Origin of the sequence: Candidatus Methylopumilus planktonicus, assembly GCF_006364715.1 — a bacterium.
In the GTDB taxonomy this organism is placed as follows: Bacteria; Pseudomonadota; Gammaproteobacteria; order Burkholderiales; family Methylophilaceae; genus Methylopumilus; species Methylopumilus planktonicus_A.
Map to the genome: position 1 here is coordinate 782,457 of NZ_CP040984.1, position 26,850 is coordinate 809,306.

Genomic DNA, 26,850 nt, shown 5'->3' on the forward strand with positions numbered 1-26,850 from the left:
TTATTGAATAGAGATGGCGTAGAGTCCGCCATTACGTGTTTGCGCTAAAAATTTACCTGTTTCAAATTCAATCATCCGTCGCATCACAGGCAAAGACTCGTCGTCCAATTGAATGCGACCTAAAAAAGCACCCGTTTCTTTATCTAGGATATGGATATAGCCTTCTAAATCTCCTACAGCAAGGTAATCTCCCATACCTAACGGTGTCGTCAGTTTACGATTTAATAATTCACCTTGTCGCCAATAGGTCTTGCCTGATTCAAGCGCTAATGAATAAATAGCACCGCCCGTATGCGATAAATAAATCCTGGCGCCATCTATATTAATACCTGTATAACTTGAAATATCGCGGCTCCATAAGGTTCTCGCATTCACCCGATCAATGGCTGATATTTTTCCCTGATAAGCGACTGTATAAATATTTAAACCATCAATCACGGGGGAGCTTGTGACGTCCGATGCGCGTTCAATTTCAGTCACACCTTTAGGTTGTGCCACATTAATTTCCCAAAGGAGCGAGCCATTATCTTCTCGAATAGCCGCTAATTTACCACCAGGGAATCCTGCATAAATGACACCGTCACTTGCCACCACACCCACACTTGATCTTAAGCTTAAAGGTGGCCCCACTCTTGAGAAGGTCCATTTTTTTAACCCATCTTTTACATTGACGGCATGAATCAAATTGTCTGCTGTTCTAACAATCACAAGACCTTCATGAATGGTAGGCGCACTTAATATTTGACTCGATAATCTTGTTTTCCAAAGTAATTTAGCATTTAAATCATAAGCCACTAATAAACCAGTCGATGTACCCACTGTAATTTCATTAAGCCCTACGCCAACACCGCCTGATAATTTTTCACCTGTATTGATTTGCCAAATGGCTTTACCCGTTTTTAAATCAAATTTAGCTAAGCTTCCATCGGATGATGCCGCGTATGCTTCTTCACCAATAATGCCAGGATAGAATTCAAAAGATGCATCACCTTCTAATTTTGCTGACCAAAGTATCTTAGGATTAAGCTTAGGTTTAAATTCCTTAAGAGGAGCCGGAGGATCAACGGGGTCTTGCCCTATAATAGTCTCTGAAATTTGATCCGTGAAATCTTTAACAGGGCCGCAAGAGCTAAGCGCAATAGAAAAAAATGCGAGAAGACAGTACTTTAAAAAAATCAAACCTTACACTCCAAGCGATTCTAATTTTTCTTGCGTGAATTTTGCATAAGGATCTTTAGGTCCAAATCGTTTCAATGCTTCTTGATAAGCTTTTTTAGCCTCTTCTTTTTTACCCATTGCATTTAATATATCACCTTTTAAATCATTAGATAAACCAAGATAGCCTTCATTCTCAACATCATTCACCTTCTTTAAGGCATCTTCATATTTTTTTTCTTCCACTAATATTTGACCTAATTGAATGAGCGCAATCGATTCTGTGGCAGATTCTTTTGCATGACTCGTTGCCCAATCTAATTTTTCTTTGGCTTTATCTTTTAAACCTTCAAGGTAGCTTGCTTTTGCAAATAAAATCGCAGCCCGTCCGGCATAAGGTGTGCCTCCATAGTTATCGATTAAGCTTTGTGCTTTTTGCATAATATCTTTGGTATTTTTTTCATCCAACACCACAATGCTTTGATAAAGTTCAGAAGCGTTCAATGATTGCTTGGTTTGGTAATAACCCCATCCTTGATAGAGGCAATATAAAACAAAAAAAGCAATGACACTACGCGTGATGTAGTTGCCATATTTTTTCCAAAGCGCTTTAAGTTCGTCTACCTGTTCTTGTTCTTCTAAATCGAGTGCCATAGCTTTTATTTCCTTTAAAAAAAATTAACTGACTTTAAATTTAAAATGATTGCCCGGAATTGCATTTAAGAGTTCACGCGTGTAATTCGCTTTTGGTTTTTCATAAATGCCTTTGATAGAACCTTGTTCTACAATTTTCCCTTGATGCATCACCGCAATGCTATCCGCCATATGTCGAACGACTCTTAAGTCGTGACTAATGAATAGATAGCTCAAACCTAATTCTTTTTGTAGTTCTTTTAGTAATAATAAAATCTGCGCTTGAATCGATACATCAAGTGCTGAAACAGGCTCATCACAAATCACAAGTTCGGGTTCTACAATTAAAGCTCTTGCAATACCAATTCTTTGTCTTTGCCCGCCTGAAAACTGATGCGGGTATTTGTTCAAATCAGACGCTTCCAGCCCTACTTTTTTAATCATGTCGCGCATCTTTTTATCGCGCACAATTTTATTACCCAAATCATGAATTAATAAGCCTTCTTCTAAAATCTCAGCAATCTTCATGCGAGGATTTAGTGAAGCATAAGGATCTTGAAATACCATTTGAATATGGCGTTTAAGATATTTTTTACCTTCCATATCTAAAGTTGTCAGGTTTTTACCTTTAAAGAAAAGCTCACCCTGATCAAGCGACAGCAATTGTAACAGACAACGCGCCAAGGTTGACTTACCACTGCCTGATTCACCTACAATCGCTAGCGTTTCTCCTTTTTTAATCGATAAACTGACATTATTGAGTGCTTTGATGATTCTTTGTTTTTTTACAAAAAAGCCAGACATTTGCGTGTAAGTTTTATAAAGGCCTTTGGCCTCTAACAACACTTCATTTTTATCAATTTTTGCCATGATTAAATATGAGCCTTAAATAAATGTACGATGTTGAATAGGTTTTAATTTCTTTATCCCTTTTGCATCAGGCACACATTGCAGCAAAGCTTTGGTGTAAGCATGTTTTGGTTTTTTTAATACGTCCTTCACACTTCCTTTTTCAACGATTTGGCCTTGATACATCACAATGACATCATCCGCGATTTCTTCTACCACACCAAAATCATGGGTAATAAAAAGCATGGCCATGTGTCTTTTTTCTTTTAAATCAGATAGGAGTTTTAAAATTTGCGCTTGCACTGTGACATCCAAAGCAGTCGTAGGCTCGTCTGCGATTAAAATTAAGGGTTCGCAGGCAATACTCATCGCGATCATAATGCGTTGTCTTTGTCCACCTGACAGCTCATCGGGGTAACTTGAAATACGATCCTCCGATATACCCACCTCTTTAAAAAGAGATATCACTTTTTTATTTAAACTATTGTTATCTAAATCCAAATGTACATTTAATGCTTCTTTGATCTGATCGCCAACCGTTAAGACTGGGTTTAAAGATGTCATTGGTTCCTGAAAAATCATGGCCATCGATTTACCACGAAAAGATCGCATCTCAACATTAGATAATTGAGATATATTTTTTCCTTCAAAATAGATATCGCCTGTTTGCTTAAGTTGCGTGGACAAAAGTTTCATGATGGAGAGTGCTGTGAGACTTTTACCGCTGCCTGATTCGCCCACAATGCAAGTGGTGCGACCCGGATACAAATCAAATGAAACATCACCCACTAAAATTTTACGTGGCTCATTGATGGAAGACACTTTCAAATGTTTGACTTCAAGTATTTTTTTCATGATGTTTGTTTCAATAAGAATAGAGCTAATTCATCTAATGGAATTTTAGATTGCACATTTTCAACCCTTAAGGATTTCACTTGTGCGACACCTTCCATCATTTCATCGTCACCTAAGATGGCAGCAAATGCCGCACCACTTTTATCAGCACGTTTCATTTGTGATTTAAAGCTACTACCGCCTGAATTTAAAACTACTTTTAATCCGTGACTTCGGAGCGTTTCTGATAATTTCAGCGCGTATTTTTCTGCTGCATTACCTAAATTCACAAGATAAATATTGGGTTCGTTTTGGATCACAACTCCCATATCTTCTAAGAGTAAAATGATGCGTTCCATTCCAATACCAAAACCACAGGCAGATGTTTTGTCTCCCCCCAAACGCTCAATCAAATAATCATAGCGACCACCTCCTGCAATGGTCCCTTGGCTACCCAAGCGGTTGGTCACCCATTCATAAACTGTTCGATTGTAATAGTCTAATCCTCTCACCAATCGGTGATTAAGTTTGAAAGGAACGCCCGCTTCTTTGAGATAGTCACATACTGAATCAAAATGTGCTTTTGCTTCACTGTTTAAATAATCGGATAGTTTCGGTGCACCTTCAATCATGTCTTGCATGGCAGGATTTTTACTATCCAAAATCCGCAATGGATTTTGATGGAGTCGCTTTTTGGCATCTTCATCTAACACGTCTTGATGCCCTTCAAAATAACGAATGAGTTCTGTTCTATAAGTTAATCGATCCTCTGGATCGCCAATCGAATTGATATGAAGTTCGACATCTTTTATATCAAGGGCTTTCCAAAGACGGCTTAATAATAAGATTTGTTCAGCATCGACATTAGCATCGTCAAATCCAAACGCTTCAGCGCCCACTTGATTAAATTGTCGCTGCCTCCCCTTTTGCACATTCTCATGCCTAAACATCGGGCCTTGATACCACAAACGAATGGGCCCATTGTAGGTGAGGTTATGTTCAATGACAGCTCTCACACATCCGGCAGTGCCTTCAGGGCGTAAGGTCAATTGATCTTCATTTAAAGGGTCGACCCATGAATACATTTCTTTTTCAACAATATCGGTATGTGTGCCAACACTGTCAATGAAAAGCGAAGTAGGTTCCACTAAGGGTAAATTGATTTTTTCATACGCATAAAGATTTAACACTTCACGCATTTTATCTTCGACAAAATGCCAAAGTGATGTCTTATCAGGTAAGACATCATAGAAACCTTTAACACTTTGTAATTTTTTACTCATAGACGTTATTTTAACTTTGAATAGTGCGATTCCACATAATTCATGACAATGGCTTTAAATTCATTCGCGATATTGTCACCTTTTAGAGTGACGGTTTTTTCACCATCTACAAATACGGGTGCGACTGGAATCTCACCTGTACCGGGTAAGCTAATGCCAATATTGGCGAGCTTAGATTCTCCAGGGCCGTTGACCACACATCCCATGACAGCGACTGACATATCCTCCACACCTGGATAGGTACTTTTCCATTGCGGCATGGATTCACGTAAGAATGTCTGAATGTCTAATGCTAATTCTTGAAAATAAGTCGATGTGGTTCGGCCGCATCCAGGACATGCCGTGACTAAAGGTGTGAAAGAACGAATGCCCATGGTTTGTAAAATCTCTTGAGCCACGACCACTTCTTTGGTCCGCGGTTCATCAGGTGTCGGGGTGAGAGATACGCGAATCGTGTCGCCTATGCCTTGTTGTAAAAGAATAGCGAGTGCAGCAGTCGATGCCACAATGCCTTTCGATTCCATCCCAGCCTCGGTAAGTCCTAAATGTAAGGGATATGCAGTTCTTTGGGCTAACGCTTGATAAACAAGAATTAAATCTTGCACATGACTGACTTTGCAAGAGATGATAATTTTACTTTTATTGAGCCCCCATGAAACTGCTTGTTCGGCACTTTCTAATGCGGATTGAATTAAAGCTTCTCGCATCAACGCATCAGATGACAATGGATTTTTTAATTTAGCATTTTTATCCATCATGGAGACCAATTTAACCTGATCTAAACTGCCCCAATTGACACCTATACGGATCGGTTTGTCATACGTTTTAGCAATAGCTATCATCGCTTCAAATTGCTCATCGCGACGGCTGCCTTTGCCTACATTACCTGGATTGATTCGATACTTAGCGAGTAATTTTGCGCACTCAGGGTAGGCTTGTAATAATTTATGCCCGTTAAAATGAAAGTCGCCTACGATCGGGACATGACAATTTCTTTGTTTTAAGTTTTCAATAATATAAGGAATCGCATCCGCAGATGCTTCATTATTGACGGTGACTCTCACAATTTCAGAACCCTTTTCCCACAACTCATAAACTTGCTCAGTGGTTTTTTCAATATCTGCCGTATCGGTATTGGTCATGGATTGCACGACAATGGGTGAGCCACCCCCGACGGGGACTGATCCCACCATCACTTGATAGGTCGGTTTTTTAATTAGAATTTCTTTCATTTATAATTTTAAAATCAATAATTTATTGAATTAAATTAATTCTTTTTAGAGATCTTGTAGTCTTATCTCTGACCTGTCCTGCGAGCTGTCCACAAGCAGCATCAATATCATCACCTCTTGTTTTTCTGACCGTCACAATATAATCTTGATTCATCAACACTTCTTTAAAGCGTCTTATTTGTTCGTTTGAAGAACATCGATATCCGCTATTCAGAAACGGATTAAAAGGGATTAAATTAAATTTACATGGCACGTCTTTGACGATTTGTATTAAAGCTTTTGCATCCTCCACCGAATCATTAATGCCATCCAACATGACATATTCAAACGTCACAAAATCTCTCGGTGCTTTTTCTAAATAACGCTGACAACCTGCCATCAATTCTTTAATAGGAAATTTTTTATTAATGGGTACTATCTCGTCCCGCAATTTATCATTCGATGCGTGAAGAGAAACTGCTAACGCCACTGGGCAATCTTCTTTTAAACGATCCATAGCGTTGACAAGCCCACTGGTGGAAAGCGTCACACGGCGGCGACTTAAACCATAAGCTCTATCATCTAACATCAGTTTCATCGCACTCACGACATTGTCATAGTTGGCGAGTGGCTCCCCCATTCCCATCATCACCACATTGCTGATAATGCGATCTGTATTAGGCAATCCGTTATAACCTTCTTGCTGCCTGACATAAAAATTAGCGAGCCACAACTGTCCTATAATTTCGGCCGTTGTTAAATTACGATTAAAACCTTGCCGACCGGTGGAGCAAAATGTACACTCGAGCGCACATCCAACTTGAGACGAAATACATAAAGTCCCTCGATCATCTTCTGGAATAAATACAGTCTCGATGCCATTATTACCCCCCACATCGAATAACCATTTTCGCGTGCCGTCATCCGACAGAGCATCACTCATAATGCTCGGTAATTGGATGCTTGTTTTCTCTTTTAGCACCTCACGAAACACTTTAGAAATATCTGTCATCTCATTGAAATCAATGAGACTTTCTTGGTAAATCCAATGCATGAGTTGCTTTGCTCGATAGGGTTTTTCACCAAACGTTTCGATGTATGAAACGAGGTGCTCGTAGTCCAAATCGAGCAAGTTTGTCATCTAAAAAATTAACCGAAAAAGTATTTGATTTCGATTTTTGCGTTGTCCAGTGAATCAGAACCGTGAACGGCATTGGCATCAATACTTTCCGCAAAATCAGCACGAATCGTTCCAGGCGCTGCTTCTTTAGGGTTCGTTGCTCCCAACAAATCGCGGTGTTTTAAAACAGCATTCTCACCTTCCAAAGCTTGAATCATCACAGGGCCTGAAATCATAAAACTCACAAGATCTTTAAAGAAAGGGCGATCTTTATGAACCGCATAAAAACCTTCTGCTTCTGCTTGAGATAAATGCGTCATTTTAGCGTTGATAATTTTTAAGCCTGCATTTTCAAAGCGTGAATAGATTTGACCAATCACATTTTTTTTAACAGCATCGGGTTTAATAATGGATAAGGTTTGTTCAATTGCCATGTCGTTGACTCCAGTTTGATTTAACATCGTTGAAAAGACTGATAAAATAACATTTTTAGAAGGTTTAATAAATAACAATTAGCAATGCAGCCCACTTATTTAACCACCGCCATGTATCATTTTGTGAGTCTTCCTCATTACAAAAAACTTCGGGAGCCACTACTCAATTTCTGCATATCCAAAGGTATCAAAGGCACGCTTCTTTTGGCGGATGAAGGCATAAATGGCACTGTCGCAGGCCCTGAAAAATCCATCCTCGAATTACTCAATCACTTAAAAACAGACCCCGTTTTTGAAGGTAATTTCAAGAATCTTGCTCATAAGGAATCTTGGTCAGATAAACACCCCTTCTACCGCATGAAAATCAAATTAAAGAAAGAAATCGTGACCTTAGGGGTGCCTGGGGTTTCACCTACTAAAGTGGCCGGAAAATATGTCAAACCGCAAGACTGGAATAAGATTATTTCAGACCCTGAAGTGGTATTGATTGATACACGCAATGATTATGAATATGCGATTGGGACTTTTAAAAATGCGATTAATCCTAAAACCAATACCTTCCGTGAATTCCCTGAATATGTGAAAACACATTTTGATCCAAAAAAACATAAAAAAGTCGCGATGTTTTGTACGGGCGGTATTCGCTGTGAAAAAGCTTCTTCTTATATGCTGTCGAAAGGGTTTGATGAGGTCTATCAGTTAGAAGGCGGCATTTTAAAATACTTAGAGGAAGTGAAGCCAGAAGAAAGTCTATGGCAAGGTGAATGCTTTGTCTTTGATCAAAGGGTTGCGATTACTCATGGATTAGAAGTGGGTGTTTATGATCAATGCTATGCATGTCGCTATCCACTATCTCAAGATGATATGAAAAGTGAAAAATATACCCCAGGGATTTCATGTCCACATTGCTTCAATAAACATACTCCGGAAAAATTAAAAAGCTTAACTGAGCGACAACGGCAAGTGATCCTAGCTAAAGCACGCGGACTTAATCATATTGGTCAATCAATTTTAGATGTTACTAAATCAGTATGATCAAAAAAGTGCCCTTGTTGATCTCTTATTGAAGCTTTAATTGTTTTAAAATCGTAAGGCCAAGGAATGGCAAGCTGGGGATCACTCCATAAAAGACAATGCTGATTTTCAGGACTATAGTAATTAGAAAGCTTATAAGAAAACTCAACTTCATCGGACAGTGTTAAAAATCCATGTGCAAATCCGAATGGAATAAACAGTTGTTTCCTATTTTTAGATGAAAGCACTTGTGTAATATATTGCCCAAAAGTAGGTAAATGCTTTCTTAAATCAACCACAACATCAAATACCTCGCCGCGAGTAACGCGGACCAATTTATCTTGCTCCATGGGATATGTCTGATAATGAAGGCCTCTTACAAAACCTTTTTTTGAAACACAAATATTTTCTTGCACAAAAGAAATTTTACGACCTATTTTCTCTTCGATTAAATTTTCTCGATAACTTTCAAAAACAAGCCCTCTTTCATCTTCAAAAATTTTTGGCTCAATCAATAAGACATCAGGAATTTCTAAAGATGTAAATCTCATATTTTTTAGTTGTGAAGGATCTAATCAGATATTTTCTTACACTCTATTTTTCATGTAACGAAGATTGAATGATAAGGTTAATAGTATTTTCTACTTCTTTTCTCCAGTGAGGAAATTCTAACACAAAGATTTTTTTAACCTTTGAAATGTCAAGTATAGAATGAATCGGTCTAAGTGCTTTCTGTCGGTAATCACTAGAATTTATAGGCATGATAGCGCTTGGCTTTAATTTAATTGGAACATTTAAGTCAACAAGGACTTTAACAATATATTGGGCGTATTCCCACCATGAAATATTATTCTCCAAAGCGATATGGTAAGTACCGTATATATCAAAAGCTTCGTTTGATTTTATTTTCTCTATAAAAAGCGATGTTACTTTAGCAATCCATTTTGCTGAGGTGGGCGCAGCATATTGATCATTAATTACAAATAAATTGTCTTTTTCCTTAGCAAGTCGGATAATTTTTTTAATAAAATTATCGCTATCAGGAGAAAACACTTGGCTTGTCCGTATAATGAAATGCTTTGACTGGTAAAGCTTAAGCAAACGCTCTCCTTCGCATTTTGATCGACCATAAACTGAGAGAGGATGCGTCAGATCCTCTTCTATATATGCACCCTCTTTTTTGCCATCAAATACATAATCTGTTGAAAAATGTACAATAGGAATATTTAATAGGTTTGCTTTCTGGGCTAAAAAACCTGGTGCAATGGTGTTAATTTGAAAAACTTCATCTTCGTGATCCTCAGCTAAATCGACATTAGTATAAGCAGCCGCATTAATAATAAGGTCTGGCTTAATTGATGAAATACAATATTCAATCTGCTGGTGATATCTAAAATCACATTGGTTTCGGCTAAGGCCAATTACCTCATTTTTATATTTTAGTTGTTCATATATTGCACGGCCAATTTGACCCTGCTTACCAAATAGAAGAATTTTCACGAGTAGTGTTGGTTAGTCCAATTTTGATATTCACTGGATAAAATATGATCTAGCCATTCTGGATTTTCAAGAAACCAAGTCACAGTTTTTCTAAGGCCAGTTTCAAACAACTCCTCTGGTTTCCAACCTAAAGTCTTTTCTAATTTGGCAGAGTTAATTGCATATCGCTTATCATGGAACGGGCGATCCTTGATAAAAGTTACAAGGGATCGGTAAGATTTTTTTGATGCTCTTGGTCTTAATTCGTCAAGTATCTCACATAACTTAGTAACAACTTCAAGATTAGTTTTTTCATTTCCACCTCCGATATTATAGATTTCGCCCACAATTCCTTTTTCTAAAATACATCTTAATGCGCTGACGTGATCTTTAACATAAAGCCAATCACGAGTATGCTGACCATCTCCATATATAGGTAATGATTTTTCAGATAGAGCATGTAGGATCATTAAAGGAATCAACTTCTCTGGGAATTGGTAAGGCCCATAATTATTTGAACAATGAGTTGTAATAATAGGTAAATTGTACGTGCCATGCCAAGCTCTCATTAAATGGTCGCTCGCAGCTTTGCTAGCACTATATGGGCTATTAGGTTTATATTGGCTATCTTCGATGAATTTCGGCTCATAAGGCTCTAAGCTTCCATAGACTTCATCAGTCGATATATGAATCAAGCGAAATATTTTTTGATGCTCGATGTCTAAGTCATTGAAATAACATCGCACTTCTTCCAAAAGACTGAAAGTGCCCACAATATTTGTATCTACAAAATGACTCGCATCATGAATAGATCTATCTACATGACTCTCTGCAGCAAAATGAAAAACTGCCCGCGGTTGATATTTTTTTAAAATTAAATTTAAAAGCGATCGGTTTCGAATGTCTCCTTGCACAAAATGATGAAAAGGAGAGTCTTTAATAGAATCTAAATTTTTAAGATTGCCTGCATATGTCAATAAATCTAGAGACACGACGACTTCCTGCGATTGATCAAACCAATTTAATACAAAATTTGATCCAATAAAGCCTGCAGCGCCTGTAACTAAAATAGTCAATTATTTAGTGTCCTTTATTTTTATGGGATAAAAAGCATTTTCAAAACAAGCTGATATAAACCAAAAAAAAACAAAAAACTTAAGGTTACATCTAAATACTTTGTTGATAAATTGATAGTAGAGATACTTAATAATAAAAATTGAGCATTTGAATAAGCAGCATACAGATCATAATCGTCATTATTAAAAAAAATTATTTAATTAAAATTTCAAGAAAAAGCTATCTCTCAAGTTATAAAAAAGAATATCATAATAATCACATACAATTAAATCCCTTCTATACGGTATTATGGTTAGAACTGGAAGAAATATATTGATGAAATTAAATATAGTAAGCGTTCAAAAGAGACTCGAACATTATCAGAATATTGATAAATTTCCTTCGGAGCCTAATAATATTTATGGGGTTCTTGATCCAAAAAATTGACATGCCTGATGCTTGTGCTGATGAAATTATGTTCAATAATGTCATTGAGCATACGAAAAAAATTTTTGTTATATCTTTCCAGCATCAACTCTTTATATCAAACTTAAAGCAATCTAATCTTCATGCAATATAGGCCAGAAATAGATGGTTTGAGAGCTCTGGCCGTTCTTATGGTGATATGTTTTCATGCAAAGTCTTATTTTTTTAATGGGGGCTTTGTAGGTGTAGATGTTTTTTTTGTTATAAGTGGCTACCTGATCACCTCGATTCTCCTCGAAGAAATAAACAAAGGGCATTTTAGTTTAGTAAAATTTTATGAAAGAAGAGCAAAAAGAATTCTTCCAGCTCTTTTCTTTGTAACATTGATATCATTCCCTCTGGCATGGATATTTATGATACCTGCCGATATGTTGAATTTTTCTAAAAGCTTAATAGCTATACCAACATTTTTATCAAATATTTTTTTCTTAAAGCACAGTGGGTATTTTGATTTAAATTCTGAACTCAATCCGCTGATTCACACCTGGAGCCTTGCAATCGAAGAGCAATTTTATATTGTCTTCCCTGTATTACTTTTTTTTATAACAAGATATTTCAAAAAAATTATTCCGTTCATATTTATAGGTATCATTATTGCAAGTTTATTTTTAGCCCAATATAAACTTAAACTGTTTCCAGAAAAAGCCTTTTACCTTCTACCCTATAGATCTTGGGAGTTGCTTCTAGGATCTTTGATTGCGCTTAGTACAAAAAATAAATGCCAACTCAAGGGTAATCTTATAAATCAATTGTCTTCCCTTCTAGGGCTCATGCTTATATTGCTCCCAGGTATATTTTTTAGTGATCTTACGCCATTTCCTGGAATAAACGCAATTCCTGCAACATTTGGGACGGCCATGATTATATTAAGCCTTCACGAAAAGACCTTAATATCTAAATTCCTTCAACAAAAAATATTAGTTAGTATAGGGCTTATAAGTTATAGCTTATATCTATGGCACCAGCCTCTATTTGCTTTCATCAAAATAACTAATGACACCAATATTATTCATCCTGCACATCTCTTGATCCTTTTTGGTCTATCTTGGATTACCTACAAATATATCGAGACACCATTTAGAACAAAAGGAAAATTTACACAAAAACAAATATTTATATTCTCAGGTCTCGGAAGTTTAATCATTTTAGTGATAGGCGGATTTGGTTATTTCTTTAATGGATTTGAAGATTACTATCTAAAATACAGAATAAATGATTTAGATAAAAAAAATTACCAACGTATTCTAGAAAATGTCTCTCTTGATATGTATGACTCTATGAATAGTGATCAAGATTGTATTTTTTGGGCTAAGGATATTGATGCATTATTTATAAAACGATATAAAACATGTTCAATAAAATATAGGCACTCGACAATCATTTTAGGCGACTCACACGCTATGAATATTTATAACGCCATTACTGAGAATGAAAAAGGAAAATTTATTGTAGGTCTCTCTCAAGGCGGATGCAGGCCTTACGACAAAAAATCTATCTGCCCATACGAGACTTTTTTAACGTTCATAGAACAAAATAAAAGTTCCATTCAACAAGTAATTTTTCATCAAAGCGGTTCTTATCTAATTAAGGATATAAACGGCCGAGTTGATTCTGATCTAGCTTTTATTGAGCGCTTACCTTATTCATTGGTAAAAGATGATATTGAAAAAATTATTGTCTACCTAGAAAAAATGTCAAAAGAAATAAAGGTGGTTTGGCTCGGACCATTTCCGGAGGCTAGAGTAAATTTCAAGAATTTTAAAGCTTTCCGCAAAGGCTTTTATTTGAACCCATCGAGCGTTGAAAGAATTTCAGATCTCGATAGTTACATTTCACAAAGAACAAGCGGTGAAGATTATAAATTTACCTATATTTCATTCACGAAAAATATAAAAATTAAAAGTGAGTTTCTAGAGACCTCAAGCTGCATTACTTATCGAGATCGAGATCATTTTAGTAAATGTGGCGAGAGAGCTATCAGTAAAGACTTAAAGAAGGCACTCGAGTTATAAAAATAAGTGATGTTCGATAAAAAAATTTAAAAGAACTTAACTCGAAAGATAACGATTAATTTCTTGTATATCTGTTTCTTTTATGAGGCCAGCAGCTAGCTTTAATTTAAAAAGTGTCAGCAAGTATTGGCATCGAACCTCAAATAAATCTTTTTCAGTGCCAAATAATGTTTGCTGCGCATTTAAAACTTCAATACTATTTCGCATGCCCTCTTGAAACCCTAAAATAGTCGCATCTAATTGATCCTTAGAGATTTTCAAAGCACTTTGATAAGCCTCGATTTGTTTATAACTTGACTCCAAAGATAAGTATTGCTGCCTTACTTCAAACTCTACTTGTTTTAAAGTCGCCTCGAAATCTTGATTCACTTTTTCTTCATTAAATTGAGCCTCTCTCACCTGTGACTCTGTTAATCCCCCTGAAAATATTGGAATATTAACTTCCAGCCCAAATAAATCAGATTCTACTGCCTGGCCTTTATTATCTAATGTGCCGTAAGGGTAGCCGCCGTTGGCCCAATTTTTTTGTCGGCTTAAGACTGCATTTAGCGTGGGGTAATGGTTTGATTTTTTTAAGCCTATCGTCTGGTGCGCTAACATGAGTTCATCTTGCTTCATTTGTACTTGAAGACTGGCCCCCGTCGCGATATCTAACCATTGCTCCATCGAATCTTCACTTCGAATAAAGGTGATATCAGGCCTTAGCATCTTGACGTTCGTTGGCATTTCCCCAATAAGGGACTGCATGGCACGAAGTTTGATTTTGATATTTTGCTCCACTGCAATTTCTTGCACACGCAGCAACGCTAATTTAGCCTTTGATTCATTGATATCGACCACCGAAACGAGCCCTGCTTCAAACTTAGCCTCAGCTAAAGACAGTTGCTCTTCGATCGCCTTTTTTTGTTGGACTAAAAGTTGGCTTTGATTCTTAACAATCATCACATCAAGATATGTCTCACTCACTCTTAACATGAGTTCTTGTTGTTTACGAATCAGCTGCTTATCAGCTCGACTCATTTGCGTGATATTTTGTTGGTAGCGATAGAAATTTTCTAGGTTGATGATGGGTTGCTTTAAGGTGATGGCATAGTTATACCCATCATAATTTGTCTTAGAGCTTCCTAAATAACTAAGATTGGAAGGTAACGTATTAAAATTCTTCCGGTCGCCTTCATTTTTATTCGCACTCGCAGTCGCTGTGATGGTCGGCAAAAATAAGGCCAGGCTTTGATTCTTCAATTCTTTTGAGGCTAAGTTCTCAAATCGTGCCGAAGCCATTTGTGGATCATGCCTCACCGCTAACTCATAAGCCGTAATGAGATCTAAAGTTATCTCAGCACTATAGGCTTTATGTGTTGTAATAAGACTTAGGATACTTAATAAGATAACCCAAGCACAATGAATAAAAGTTAAAAAGATGCGCATGAAGATCGTGTATGTGTTTTTATGATGAATTGACTTTGAATAGATTCATTTTAAGTTAAAATCTTCATGAATGACATGCATCATGATGAAATTTAAAAGAACTTCATCATGATCTAACGTAATTTTTTTCTTTTTCTCAAACGACTCATTTTTAAAGGAATCGCGATGACTGACCAAGTATTTTTTGATGTACCCCTCTCCGCTCAATTTGCCGATGGGGCAGTAAGAATTGAACTGGGCATTTATAAAGGTGAAATGAAAGACAAAAAAAGAAATGTATCGCCCGGAGCAACTCTAGTCACAACGCTTCCCGGTATCTTGCAGCTTCAAGGGCAAATCAATCAATTGGTTGAAGGTTTGGTTGAAAAGAAAATCTTAACGAAAAAAGATAGTGCGAAATAATGTGCTTCCTAAACTCTTTATCGCATCTTTTTTTAACTTAAGAGCTTCATGATAAAAGAACTCATCATTGATGGTAGCTCTAAAGACTTTACCTTCAAGAAGATGAACTTGGGTGATGCGCGTGAATTTTTTATAGTTGTTCCTCTGAGCGATGATCCTTCGATCAGGCCTACCCCAATCGCGGGCTATGAGGCCATTGTGTTTAATGACCGCACCATCAATCTTAACCAAACCGCATTAGGGGAAATGAAGCCTGAGAGTTCAAGTCAAAGTTTTATCAATCATTTTCCGCTTGAACCATCGCTTGAAATAGAAGGTTCGCCGTATCATGATGATGAGGATGTTCCAACCTTTTCTCAAACATCACAAAATATAACGCCTTCCGAGAGTCGGCATGGCAATCCAACAAATGATGTCCCAGAAAATTTAGGGGCTATCCGTAACGTCACGATCCACACAGAATATCGTCATCCGGAGAATCATCCCGAAAAAGAATCGCCTCAATCTAATCAGCCCTCATCACCTTCTCGCACCCCGAGTAAAGAAAAAAATGGGGGTGCAAATCACGATGCTCAAGATATCAATGTCGCCTCAGCACTTCGGCAAACGAATGGGGATGGTGGTGGCGTGACTCCGACACCCGAACCTCCAGCACCCATATACAACTATGCCGCGCAAACATTCTATGGCAACCCAAGTCTTTCATCGCTCATAGGCGATGCGGGTGATGATACTTTTTATACCTTCTCAAATGTGAACTTATATCAAGGAAATCAAGGTACGGATACTTTAATCGGTGTGGATACTTCCGAAGCTTCCATTACGCAATCAAGTGAAGGTGTATTTGAAATAGCTGGGTCTGCATTTAACACCGTGATGAATGATCAAGGCAATCCTTCACAACAAGATGCTTTTCAATTATCAAATGTAAAAATTGATTCTATTGAACAATTTAAAAATATAGCCAATGGATCGGCAGTTAATTTAGCGCAGCTTAGTTTACCCTCAGGTTTTAATGACACGATTGAAGTCTTAAACCGTCAAGAAAGTTTTGTGATCAATGTACTCGCAGGAGATGATCGCGTCACAGGGGGTGCTAGCGATGATACGCTTTTAGGTAACGACGGCAATGACGTATTACTTAGTGGCACTAACACCCTAATTCAAAACCATAATTTTCATGAAAGTTTAGATGGGGGCAACGGCAATGACACGCTTACCTATCTTGGTGTCACAAATAGTAATTACCTTTTAGGTGATGGCGTCACAGCTAATCTTTTAGGTGGTGCGGGTAATGATGATCTACAAATTAAAGTAGACGCATTAAGTCATGTCACTATCTCAGGTGGGATGGGTGAAGATAGTTTAAGCATCAACCAAAGCACTAATCGTTATAGTCTCTGGGACCCCCTTCGATTTAGTTGGCAATTCGTCCTTCAAGATCAGTCTTATCTCATAAAAATGATGTCACTAGATGCTGGTAATTTATTTGAGATCACCGAATCGGATGCGAGTCTTGAATCCATCAAATTAAGTTTTAGTAGTAATGCCACCAGTTATGACATCTTAAGGCCACAGTTCGCCTCCCCTCAAACGCTGATAGGTACTGATGGGAATGATGTCTTTTTTTCAAGTGACCAAACCACAAATGTCAGTATGGGTTTAGGAGATGACATTGTGGTGGCATCTCATCACGAAACCATCTCGCTTGGTGAAGGCACTAATCAGTTATTTGCATCTGCCAGTGATGTGACTTTAAGTTATGCTTGGGCATCAGAGGAAGTAGATCTTAACCTCTCACAAAAATTAGGTTTAGCTTACGACCAAGATACCAACCTTATCGCGCTAGACCTTATCAATCGCCTCATTGAGAACGCTGAAGGTGGCAGTGGTCACGATAAAATGACAGGCAACACCTTAAACAACCAACTTTGGGGCCTATCCGGCAACGACACAATGATAGGTGGCGGTGGTGATGACTTTATCTATGGTGGCGATGGAAATGACATGCTCACTATGAATGGGCCAGGTAATACAACGCTCCAAGGTGGGGACGGCGCCGATCAGTTTAAACTTAATTTTAATTTGACCGACGGATCAAAAGCTACGATCACAGATTTTAATGCTGATTCACTCGACCATATCTTTTTATACCTTGATCAATTTTCAGGTGCGACCGGCACTTATTTTAATCAGTATGAGGTGAGAGATGCATCACAAAATCTTCTCTATACGGGTGCAATTGACCATGAAGGAAGTGCGGTCTTAACCCTCACATTAAATCAAGAAAATAAACTACTCTCTTTCATAAATAACCAAGAGAGTTATGCTATTGTTGAATCCACTATTTACGATATTAATCTTATGTTTAATCACAATCTATTTGATGTTTCATACCTTTAAAAAAACATGGCAACATTTATTTTAAATTCCACCTCGTCGCAAACGCAAAACTATTCCACCGTCGTCGGTGAAAGTATTTCTTATCCCATTGACATGGCTGATCTTGAAGTGCTTTGGGACGAGGAGGCTGATGATTATGTATCAATTAGCGACTATACCTCAAGCGGAAATTATGCGCTGAATGGTTTAATCTCAGAAATTATTACCGTCGCGGGTCGCGAGGCCTACTTTACATTTGAAGATCTATCAGGGCTCACGGGTCTGTATCATTATCTGAGTGGTTACCAAGGCTATGGAGACCGTGTAGGTGACGCAGAAATTATTGGCGTCAGTGAAGTGACCTATAGTGATGGAACAAGCCTTGATCGTATTTCTATCGATTACGACGCCTCGAGCAACAGTTATGACGAGGAAGACTTCGAGTTCGGGAATGACTACCTCATCAATCTTTATGGCACTTTGTCATTTGACGCTTATGAAAGCGGACAGGTCTACTACTCATTCGATTTAAAAAGTTATCAAAAACAATATCAAGACTATGACATTTTAGGTGTCTTAAATGAGCCTATGACGATGCAGCTTTATCAAAGTGATCCATCAAGTTTTGTCTATGACGTGAATGGAAATCCCGTCGCAGCATCTTTGATAGGTGGCGCTGTCGCCATCGAAATTAGTGCGCAAGCGTTTGATCTTGATGTGTTGGGTTTTGTGGACTATACCAACCCACTTGAAACTGAAGGCATCAATATTTATTTTGAAGATACCCCGTTTGTTTATAACGATTATCCGGATGGTGGGCAACCTTCGTATGATGACGATAAACTTTCTGGTTCCGTTTCAAGCCTGGTAGCCTTTAAGCAGAGCCATACTGAGCAAGGCATCGATATACTTCGAACTGATCTTGGAGTCAATAGTTTCATCGGTTCCCCGGGGGACAATTTTATTAGTGGCAATACTACCATCTCTGAAGTTGAGATAACCCATGGGTATGGTCCCTTCACATTTGATTTTAGAACGATGGGGCTGACCCTCGATTCCGATACTTCATCTTCGTATAGTGCAAGTTTTAATAGTAATGACAACATTACTCTTGGGAGCCTCTCCTCAGAAACTTCACTTTACGATGTTTTTAATGGCGACGATACACTTAATCTTGCGGTAAACACTCAGGGCCAAACCATTTTTGCAGGCGGCGGTAACGACACAGTGAATGCCGGTTCGGGTAACGACATTATCTATGGCAATGGGGGTATCGATACAATCAATGCGAATGATGGTGACGATCAAATTATAGTTAACGATGGTTTCTATTCACAGACTAATGCATTTGAAGCAGGGTCTGGTTATAACTTCTTAATCAGTGAAAGATCTTATAGAACAGATAATAGGGTTGGCGCATATTTAGGAGGCCCAGATGTAATTGATGGTGGCGACGGTATGGATACTTTATTCTTTAAAGATCAATTTACCAGCATTGTTACTATTGAAGAGGGTCGTTTTTCTCAAGGAACTGGCTCCGTAATAAATCTAAGCTTTAGAAGCAATTGGTATGACTACGTTATTACAGCAGATAACAATCCCTCTATAGATGTAAATGATAAATATCTGGCATATACAGATGATTTTGAAACTAATCCTTTCTCATCGCAGGCTATTGAAATTTTGGATGACTCGAATTTAATTGAACGAAATGACCCCGATTATCAAAATGAAAGTTATGAATTGACGAATGTCGAGTATTTAGAAATTAACGGTCAGCTCTATGATATTAGGCCGCTTTATCTTGCGCAGGCGGGAGACGTTGATGAGACGCTTTATGCATTTAACTCTGAGACTTGGCTAGATCTTTATGAGGCAGATATTCTTGATCAAACCTCAACATACTTTTTTTTAGGCCTAAACGGTGCTCAATATTATTACGTGGAAGGTTTAGATGGTGACGACACCATTTATGGTACAGATCTAAGAGCATCGTCTTCGCTCGCACCTTATTTAAATAGGGATGACTATGACGATGTAAACTACGGTGATTTCAGCTGGAGCGAAGGTGGTTATTTTGTCGATGGCGATGACGTCGAAATTAATTACTACTTAGGTGAGGCTCTAAATGGTGGGGATGGTAATGACACACTTATTGGGGGCGCTGGTGCAGATATTTATTTTGTGAACGTGGCAGCCGATGTCGTCATTGAATCAACCCTTAATAATGACTTTGATTCAGTCATCTTTGCCCCTAATATCTCGGGCTTAACATACACACTAAGTAATAATGCTGCAATTGAAAGGTTGTTTGTCAACCGAATTTATATTGATCCTGTCACTGGCGAAGTCATTAATAATGAATTTGTAAACCTCCCTTCAAATACTGACCAAGTCAATATCACGGGTGGTAATTACACTTACGAATTGATTGGCCACAACGGCGCTAATATTATTCGAGCAGGCGATCAAGCTGGACTTATTGCGCAACCCAGTCAAGATGTTCATGAAGTTGTTCTGATCGGCTTAGGTGGGAATGACATACTTCATGGTGGGTCGGGCAAAGATAATTTCTTTGACGGGTCAGGCAATGACGACATGTTCGGTAATGATGGGGATGACAAGTTTTATTTTGGCCTTAATAGTATTGATGCAGGCGATACACTGTCGTCCTATTTAGATGGTAATGCTGGTGAACCTGAGGCATTGAATTCGCCCACCTTTGACGAGTACTTCTATAATCACCCGCAAGAGCTCACGGGTGGGCAAGATAGTGCCGAAGGTGGCGATGGCTTAGACAAGGTTGTCGTCATAGCTCCCCTATGGGACCAGCCAACTTTCCAGCGCACAGGGCATGATTCAATTACTCTCTTTTCCTCGGCTGACTCACTTGCGGTAGACAATTCCACTGAGTTCATTCACAACTTTACTTTTGAGTCTCAGAGCTACGAAAGTACAACCAAAATCTTACCTTTCGTGTGGTCGAGCATTAGCGAAACCTACGAAATTACACCAGCTTCTTCTGTACAAAGACCTATTTACAAAACCGTCAAAAAGAAGCAAGTTTTACAAGGTTACGAGACGGTAACTATACCTGCTGTTTTAGGAACCAGAGATAATCCAGACGAAAAAGAAATCTTTGAAAAAATTAACGTACTAGAAGAAAGTCAAGATAACGATGGATTCCTTTTTGTAGCAGCTTCCGAATACAACGACTTTATTGTTGCCTCAAGTCTAGATGATGGCATAACCTTTTCGAATGATCTTGGTTTAACTTCATACAACATCAATGGCGGTGCTGGCAATGACATGATCTTTGCAAGTAACAAATCGGACTGGATCCGAGGCGGTGCTGGCCAAGATTTTCTATACGGTGTCAATGCAGCATATAGAAATATAGATTGGGCAATAGATCCTGTCGTAACTGCTCCTTCAAGCATTGAGTTAACTTTTAATGCGAATACTGATGTTGATGATGGTGATGACACTATTAGAATTAATAATCATGGCTTAATTACCGGACAAGCTGTTGTTTACGATGACGGCGGAAATTCAAACGCGCTTGGAGGCGGCCTTGAGGGTGAAGACGGTACAACTTTTTATGTGATTGTTGTTGATGATAATCACATTAAATTATCAGTAAGCTCTGAAGGCGCCATGAATGGTGAGCCCATTGTTATTGATGTAAATGATCAAAACGCAATTCAAAGCTTAACATTTGAAACAGAAACAACTCTTCAAACTGAACAATCTTTATACGGTGATGCAGGTAACGACACACTTACTGTTGACTTAAGTTTTAATTATGTCGATTATTATCCCCCAAACTCTGAAACGATTACCTTCAACCCTAGCGCAGTCATTCATGATTCTCTTTTCTACTCTTCCAGCAGGTATGGGATTTTTCCCGACACCGTAGTAGATGGTAACCAACTATTTACATACGTCATTTCTGAAGAGAGGGATGGTGAAAAACTTATTTACCACCAAGGCAACGCTGGCGCGATCGGCAACCTTGTAAACGAGACTGTTTATTATGTAAATTATATTGATAGCACTCATTATGAATTAACAAATGTTTCTGGCACTGCGATTGCTATATCTAATGATTATCTAAACGCTGAAGATGCCGAAGATGGCAGTTACTACCTTACCGATTTTTATACACATGTTTTTGAAATTAATGCACACGGCTTCAACACTGGCGATGAAGTAGTCTACGGTGATGGAAGTGGCTCTGAAATTAATGGGCTAGAAAACGAAGGCTCCTATTATGTCATTAAGAAGGATGACAATAACTTTGTGCTGGCCTCCACTTATGAGAATTCAATAAACTTAACACCCATTAACTTCTTAACCGATGACATCCCTTGGTCAGGGGACTTTAGTGGGAGCGATCATACCTTTACCTTCACCCCGAACCTCCCATACCACTTTAATTTAGAGGGTGGCGCGGGTGACGATACCTACCGCATCAAAGCATCATATAACGAAGCTTATCTCTCAACCTTTGATATTAATGATAGCCTAGGAAGTAATACGCTTGTCTACCTTTGGGGTGATGCCGGTGATCCGAGCCAAGTCAATGGCGTCTACCGCGATGAACTCTTCTTCCAGTGGGACGTGAATCAACTGAACGTGATTAATTACGAAGGCGATTTATTCAGCACCATTGCAACGGGCACCATCAGTCGCTTTGTCTATAGTGATGATGATGAGCTCTTTACCCCCTGGTCAACGTATTCATTTAACCTCATTAATCCGACTGCGGCTGACTACCTTGATGGCACGATCGATGGCACGTCTGGCAATGATCTATTCTTCAGTATCAATGGCGTTAAAAACAAATTTTATGGTGGTGCAGGCAACGACTGGATCACGCTCAACGAGGTGGATGGCGGGATTGCCTCTGGCGGCCTAGGCAATAATATTATTAGCATTGCAACTGCAGCAGTGTTTAATCAGCCGTTCGATGACCACCCAAATCACACGCTCTCTTACGAGTGGACATCTTTAGGCATGTCATCCGAAGTTGATCTCACGGTCGGCTTTGCTTATGTTGAGAGCGCAGCTGGCAATATCATTGCGACTGACGAATTTAGGGACATAGAATACTTTACAAATGTCACGGGCGGGAACGCCAATGACACGATCATCGGCAATGCATCCCAAAACGTATTAGTGGGAGGTGGCGGTAACGACACCATCTACGCTGGAAATAATTTGCACCCAGATTATTATTTTCATACTGATAGTGTCGACCCAGAAACAAACATAATTTTTTCACCGGGTCACGGCTTTTTGAATGGTGAAAGTGTTTATACAAATTCTAATTACGGCCCGAGTGGTGATACTCGCTCAGTCATTGTAATTGATCAAGATCACTTCAAACTTTCCGGCGACCTTGCCGGAAGTAGTTATGATTTTTCTGGTAACTTTTTTGCAAACCCCTCTGCATACAACACATTGACCTCATGGAACATAGAGGGGGGCGACCTTCTTCAGGGCGGCGCTGGTGACGACACCTTAATCGACGACTCCGATTTTTCACAAAATGATTATGTAGATTTCGATTACATTGAGTCCCCCATCCTCGAGGGCGGATCGGGTAATGACACTTATATCATTCATCATCGCAATTCTTTTAACGACGATTATAGACCCACCCTCGTTCGTGAGCGTGCCAGCGATAACTCTGACTCAGGTGGCATAGACACCGTCAGACTCGAGCGCGATAACGCCAGTCGCTCGATATGGTCATCCGAAGAAGTGAATTTTAATATTGCCTTCGAAGATGACCCGACTTCAAATGCCATAGAAATCCAGCCTTTTTATGCGGAGCTTACGGACGAACTTTCTGCTGATTATTCCTCAGACGACAATTTTACTCCTGGACCTAATAGCGCTTGGAGTGTCTTTGATTATGAATATGACACTGAGGATGTCTATAATGGTGAATACTTCCTAGATGACGTTTATTCGCTTACTATTGAAGACCATGGTTTTCAAACCGGCGATCGTATCCGAGTCGACTACAACACCTACAGTGAGCCCGTCTCTATCGGCTCAGCTAGTTTTAGCGACTATGACTACTACGGTGGCGCTATAAACCTAGATCTAAATGCCACCACCACCTCGGACCAGATTGTAGATAACCTTTACAAAGATAAAACGTATTATGTGATTGTGAAGGACGGCGATACCTTTCAGTTATCAGAGAGCTTGGGTGACGCCCTCAATGACGGCGAGAATGAAAACTATGGATCAGATGGAAGCGCGATAGAAATTGATAGGGACGGCGAACTTGCGAATACCGCTGGTACATTTAAGATTATAAGAGAGTCGGTAGCTTCGATCGATTTTACAGCCAACTCAACACTTCAAGATAATGAAACCGTGTATGTTGACTTCCACAATTTATTAGATTTTATTTCGGGGTTAGTCACAGACTCCCAAAATGAAAATGATTACTATATTGAGTCTAGAGATCAATTCTATAATCTTTCTGAAGCTAGTGGCCAGCAATACGGGCTTGACTACCTCGCGTCATTCGGTTATTTCGGTGGTTATTCCGATGACAAGTTTATTAATCCGGATTACTTTGATGTTGAAGAATTCGAATCACTCTTAACAGGAGATGTTTGGTCGAAGGCACCGGGTGCGCTCAAAGACTTTAATGAGGTAAGTTTCAGCCAGTCTGGCACCGCGATCACGGTCACAGGACAACAAAATTATGTTGTGGGTGATCTTGTCATGCTTAACTTCTCTGTGAGCAATATCACAGACGGACTGTATAAGGTCGCGGCTTTAACCAATGATGGCTTTAGAGTCAATGCGGCATCCAGCGGAACAAGTGCTGGGACTGTAGCGTTTTCAGACCATATCTTTGATGGCTATGATTTTACCTGGCTCGATCAAAATTATATCGCTATCTCGAAGACAGACGGAAGCGCTCATAATGATTCCGGACTTGATATCGAATATTATCTAAATGCTGATGATCAACCCGTGGTTGAGGATAGCGACAATGACATACAGGCTGTGGTGGATAAAAATGCGTTAGAGTATATCGACTTCGCATCATCCGACGACCACGCACTTACATTTAAATATAAGGTAAGTTTCGATCGAGGCACTGACAACGTCAATCCCGAGGTCATCATAGCGAGTCAGTTCCAAGGTTCTTATCTCCTGGGTAATGCGGGCACTGACATTATATTTGACACAGGCGACAGAGATATTCTCCTTGGTGGCAAGGGCAACGACTATATCCAGTCCTTAAGTAATTATGACTTATTAAACGGTGGCGAGGGTGACGACATCCTTCACTTCAGGTCTCGAGGCCAGATTGTGATTGGTGGCAAGGGTGCTGACGAATTTAGGGTATCAGGAACCGAAGTCTCAACAACGGGAGAACCCACAAGAGAATTAAGCTTTAACTACGATAGTGATGGGCTCACTATTCATGACCCTGAGTATGTAGCGCTTATCAAAGACTTTAATCTAAACCAGGGTGACAGCATCAACCTCTCGAGAGATTTTTTAGATAACCTATTCCTCGGTTACAACCAGGCGCCAGCATCGGCATATGACGTTGGATACGCCAACCAAAATGACCAATATATTTTCTATTTAGGCGAATCGTATAATGCTTTAGATCCTTCTGATATCTATGGTCTATTCAAAATAGACGATAACAATATTAACTCTATACAAGCCCAATCCATTCAAGACGATCTGAATCACCAATTAGCGGAGTACTCACTCTCCACATTCAACACAGCCTCAATAGCAAATAATTGGGCTTACGATTAATTAAGGCTCTTTGACCGCACGGTCAAGAAATGTTGCAAAAGGCATCGAAAGATACTCAAATGGCGTGCGTGTGCCTGCTTGGATAAAAACTTCTGCAGGCATCCCTGGTTTTAATTGAAACGACTGATTCATATCCTGATCAATACTGATCTGAACAAGGTAGGCAAGGTTACCTGTCGCACCTTGAGATAATGTGTCGGCAGACACCGTATCCACCTTACCCTTTAAGTCTTTAAGGCCGAGTTGTTTTAATTGCTGAATTTTAACTCTTGCCACCTGGCCCGGCTTTACAAAGGAGACTTGATTGGAAGGTAAAGAAGCTTCCAAAATAAGGGCACGGGTGCTCGGCACAATCTCCGCAATCACCTCCTTAGCGCCTAAGACTGAGCCTACCCCTAAGCGAAATAAATTGACTACCGTCCCGTCGACGGGCGACTTCACTTGTAAGTTTTGCATCGCGTCCGCTGTCGGTTTTATTTTTTCTTCAATCTCAAGCACCCTCTCATTGGTGGCCCGCATCTCGCCTGCGGCCGCTTTTTTGAAGTCATCGATTGCAATATTTGTTCGCTGACTCAATTCTGAAATACGTTGACGCGCTCTTGCTAACTCCGCCTCATGTTGATTGAGTGTTTGCTCTGCGTTGACAATAAAAGCGTTAGACACAAAACCCTTGTCCGCTAAATTTTTATTTTTATCAATAATGATTTGATCATTCTTGATCGTGCGCTGAATGGAGATAATTTCATCATTGAGAAACTGAATCTGTTCTCGAATGGATGCGAGTTGTGAGAGTAAATTTTTTCGTCTGGAGTCGAAAAGATTTTTTTCGGTGAGAAGAATTTGTAACTGATCGCTGTCTAAATTAGACTCTTTATAGTCAAACGGATTTGGATAATTCATTTCAGCCTTTAATCTCTCGGCTCTTAGTTGCTCACTAAAATTTTGCCTCTCTAGATTTCTCAAAGAGGATTGTAGGTTTGGATTCTCAAGCTCAATGAGAAGGTCATCCTTTTTAACTGCCTGACCTTCAGTCACGTAGACCCTACCGATCTTGCCACCCTCCGGGTGCTGGAGAATCGTTTTATTTTTGTAGACTTTTATTGAGCCTTGCAGAATAACCGCACTTGAAATCTGCGCCATAAAAAGCCACAGCATCCCGAAAATAAGCGCTACAAGGAGGGTGATGTAGGTCGAACGATTAATGCCCGTGATGTCTGTATTTTTAAAAAAGTGAGGAAGCTTTAACATATTATTTTT

19 protein-coding genes are annotated in these 26,850 nt (G+C 39.1%); 6 read left to right on the forward strand and 13 right to left on the reverse strand.

Annotated features, from left to right (window positions below):
* The 8 genes from bamB to ndk form a co-directional block, all read right to left on the reverse strand.
* Positions 1–1,179 carry an outer membrane protein assembly factor BamB gene (gene bamB / locus FIT63_RS04190; protein WP_223259877.1) on the reverse strand — a complete coding sequence of 393 codons (1,179 nt, stop codon included), beginning with the start codon at positions 1,177–1,179 and terminating at the stop codon, positions 1–3.
* A 3-nt stretch (positions 1,180–1,182) separates the two neighbouring features.
* On the reverse strand, positions 1,183–1,809 hold the full coding sequence (locus tag FIT63_RS04195) for a YfgM family protein (RefSeq protein ID WP_140006693.1): 627 nt from the start codon (positions 1,807–1,809) through the stop codon (positions 1,183–1,185).
* A 24-nt stretch (positions 1,810–1,833) separates the two neighbouring features.
* Positions 1,834–2,658, reverse strand: a complete 825-nt coding sequence (locus FIT63_RS04200; RefSeq protein WP_140006694.1) for an ATP-binding cassette domain-containing protein — start codon at positions 2,656–2,658, stop codon at positions 1,834–1,836.
* A 15-nt stretch (positions 2,659–2,673) separates the two neighbouring features.
* The gene (locus FIT63_RS04205; RefSeq protein ID WP_140006695.1) at positions 2,674–3,492 is read right to left on the reverse strand and encodes an ABC transporter ATP-binding protein; all 819 of its coding nucleotides are present in this window, start codon (positions 3,490–3,492) and stop codon (positions 2,674–2,676) included.
* Positions 3,489–4,754, reverse strand: a complete 1,266-nt coding sequence (gene hisS, locus FIT63_RS04210; RefSeq protein ID WP_140006696.1) for a histidine--tRNA ligase — start codon at positions 4,752–4,754, stop codon at positions 3,489–3,491. Before hisS ends, FIT63_RS04205 begins: the two co-directional genes overlap by 4 nt.
* A gap of 5 nt (positions 4,755–4,759) precedes the next feature.
* Positions 4,760–5,947, reverse strand: a complete 1,188-nt coding sequence (gene ispG / locus FIT63_RS04215; RefSeq protein ID WP_420886449.1) for a flavodoxin-dependent (E)-4-hydroxy-3-methylbut-2-enyl-diphosphate synthase — start codon at positions 5,945–5,947, stop codon at positions 4,760–4,762.
* Positions 5,948–6,008: 61 nt separating this feature from the next.
* The gene (gene rlmN / locus FIT63_RS04220) at positions 6,009–7,106 is read right to left on the reverse strand and encodes a dual-specificity RNA methyltransferase RlmN (RefSeq protein WP_140006698.1); all 1,098 of its coding nucleotides are present in this window, start codon (positions 7,104–7,106) and stop codon (positions 6,009–6,011) included.
* Positions 7,107–7,114: 8 nt separating this feature from the next.
* Positions 7,115–7,519, reverse strand: a complete 405-nt coding sequence (gene ndk, locus FIT63_RS04225; protein ID WP_140007158.1) for a nucleoside-diphosphate kinase — start codon at positions 7,517–7,519, stop codon at positions 7,115–7,117.
* An 84-nt stretch (positions 7,520–7,603) separates the two neighbouring features.
* On the opposite strand from ndk, the gene trhO reads away from it, so the two are divergent.
* Positions 7,604–8,554, forward strand: a complete 951-nt coding sequence (trhO, locus tag FIT63_RS04230) for an oxygen-dependent tRNA uridine(34) hydroxylase TrhO (RefSeq protein ID WP_140006699.1) — start codon at positions 7,604–7,606, stop codon at positions 8,552–8,554.
* On the opposite strand, the gene rfbC is transcribed toward trhO, so the two are convergent.
* The 3 genes from rfbC to rfbB are packed head-to-tail and all read right to left on the reverse strand — an operon-like array spanning position 8,521 to position 11,088.
* The gene (gene rfbC, locus FIT63_RS04235; RefSeq protein ID WP_140006700.1) at positions 8,521–9,084 is read right to left on the reverse strand and encodes a dTDP-4-dehydrorhamnose 3,5-epimerase; all 564 of its coding nucleotides are present in this window, start codon (positions 9,082–9,084) and stop codon (positions 8,521–8,523) included. The genes trhO and rfbC overlap by 34 nt on opposite strands.
* A 43-nt stretch (positions 9,085–9,127) precedes the next feature.
* Positions 9,128–10,033 (reverse strand): dTDP-4-dehydrorhamnose reductase, encoded by a 906-nt coding sequence (gene rfbD / locus FIT63_RS04240; protein WP_140006701.1) that lies wholly within the window; start codon positions 10,031–10,033, stop codon positions 9,128–9,130.
* Positions 10,030–11,088 (reverse strand): dTDP-glucose 4,6-dehydratase, encoded by a 1,059-nt coding sequence (rfbB, locus tag FIT63_RS04245; protein WP_140006702.1) that lies wholly within the window; start codon positions 11,086–11,088, stop codon positions 10,030–10,032. Before rfbB ends, rfbD begins: the two co-directional genes overlap by 4 nt.
* 410 nt (positions 11,089–11,498) lie before the next feature.
* On the opposite strand from rfbB, the gene FIT63_RS06845 reads away from it, so the two are divergent.
* Both FIT63_RS06845 and FIT63_RS04250 read left to right on the forward strand, forming a co-directional pair.
* On the forward strand, positions 11,499–11,648 hold the full coding sequence (locus tag FIT63_RS06845) for a hypothetical protein (RefSeq protein ID WP_189342262.1): 150 nt from the start codon (positions 11,499–11,501) through the stop codon (positions 11,646–11,648).
* A complete protein-coding gene (locus tag FIT63_RS04250) occupies positions 11,638–13,566 on the forward strand; it encodes an acyltransferase family protein (protein ID WP_140006703.1) in 1,929 nt (642 codons plus the stop codon). The genes FIT63_RS06845 and FIT63_RS04250 overlap by 11 nt, the downstream gene beginning before the upstream one ends.
* A gap of 36 nt (positions 13,567–13,602) precedes the next feature.
* Here FIT63_RS04250 and FIT63_RS04255 read toward each other — a convergent pair whose 3' ends face one another.
* The gene (locus tag FIT63_RS04255) at positions 13,603–14,994 is read right to left on the reverse strand and encodes a TolC family outer membrane protein (RefSeq protein WP_140006704.1); all 1,392 of its coding nucleotides are present in this window, start codon (positions 14,992–14,994) and stop codon (positions 13,603–13,605) included.
* Positions 14,995–15,159: 165 nt separating this feature from the next.
* On the opposite strand from FIT63_RS04255, the gene FIT63_RS04260 reads away from it, so the two are divergent.
* The 3 genes from FIT63_RS04260 to FIT63_RS04270 are packed head-to-tail and all read left to right on the forward strand — an operon-like array spanning position 15,160 to position 25,593.
* A complete protein-coding gene (locus FIT63_RS04260; RefSeq protein WP_140006705.1) occupies positions 15,160–15,396 on the forward strand; it encodes a hypothetical protein in 237 nt (78 codons plus the stop codon).
* A gap of 48 nt (positions 15,397–15,444) precedes the next feature.
* Positions 15,445–17,799, forward strand: coding sequence for a calcium-binding protein (locus FIT63_RS04265; protein ID WP_140006706.1), 2,355 nt, complete (start codon positions 15,445–15,447; stop codon positions 17,797–17,799).
* Positions 17,800–17,805: 6 nt separating this feature from the next.
* The gene (locus tag FIT63_RS04270; RefSeq protein ID WP_140006707.1) at positions 17,806–25,593 is read left to right on the forward strand and encodes a calcium-binding protein; all 7,788 of its coding nucleotides are present in this window, start codon (positions 17,806–17,808) and stop codon (positions 25,591–25,593) included.
* Here the strand turns inward: FIT63_RS04270 and FIT63_RS04275 are convergent, their stop codons facing one another.
* A complete protein-coding gene (locus tag FIT63_RS04275) occupies positions 25,594–26,841 on the reverse strand; it encodes an HlyD family type I secretion periplasmic adaptor subunit (protein WP_140006708.1) in 1,248 nt (415 codons plus the stop codon).
* Between the last annotated feature and the right edge of the window lie 9 nt (positions 26,842–26,850).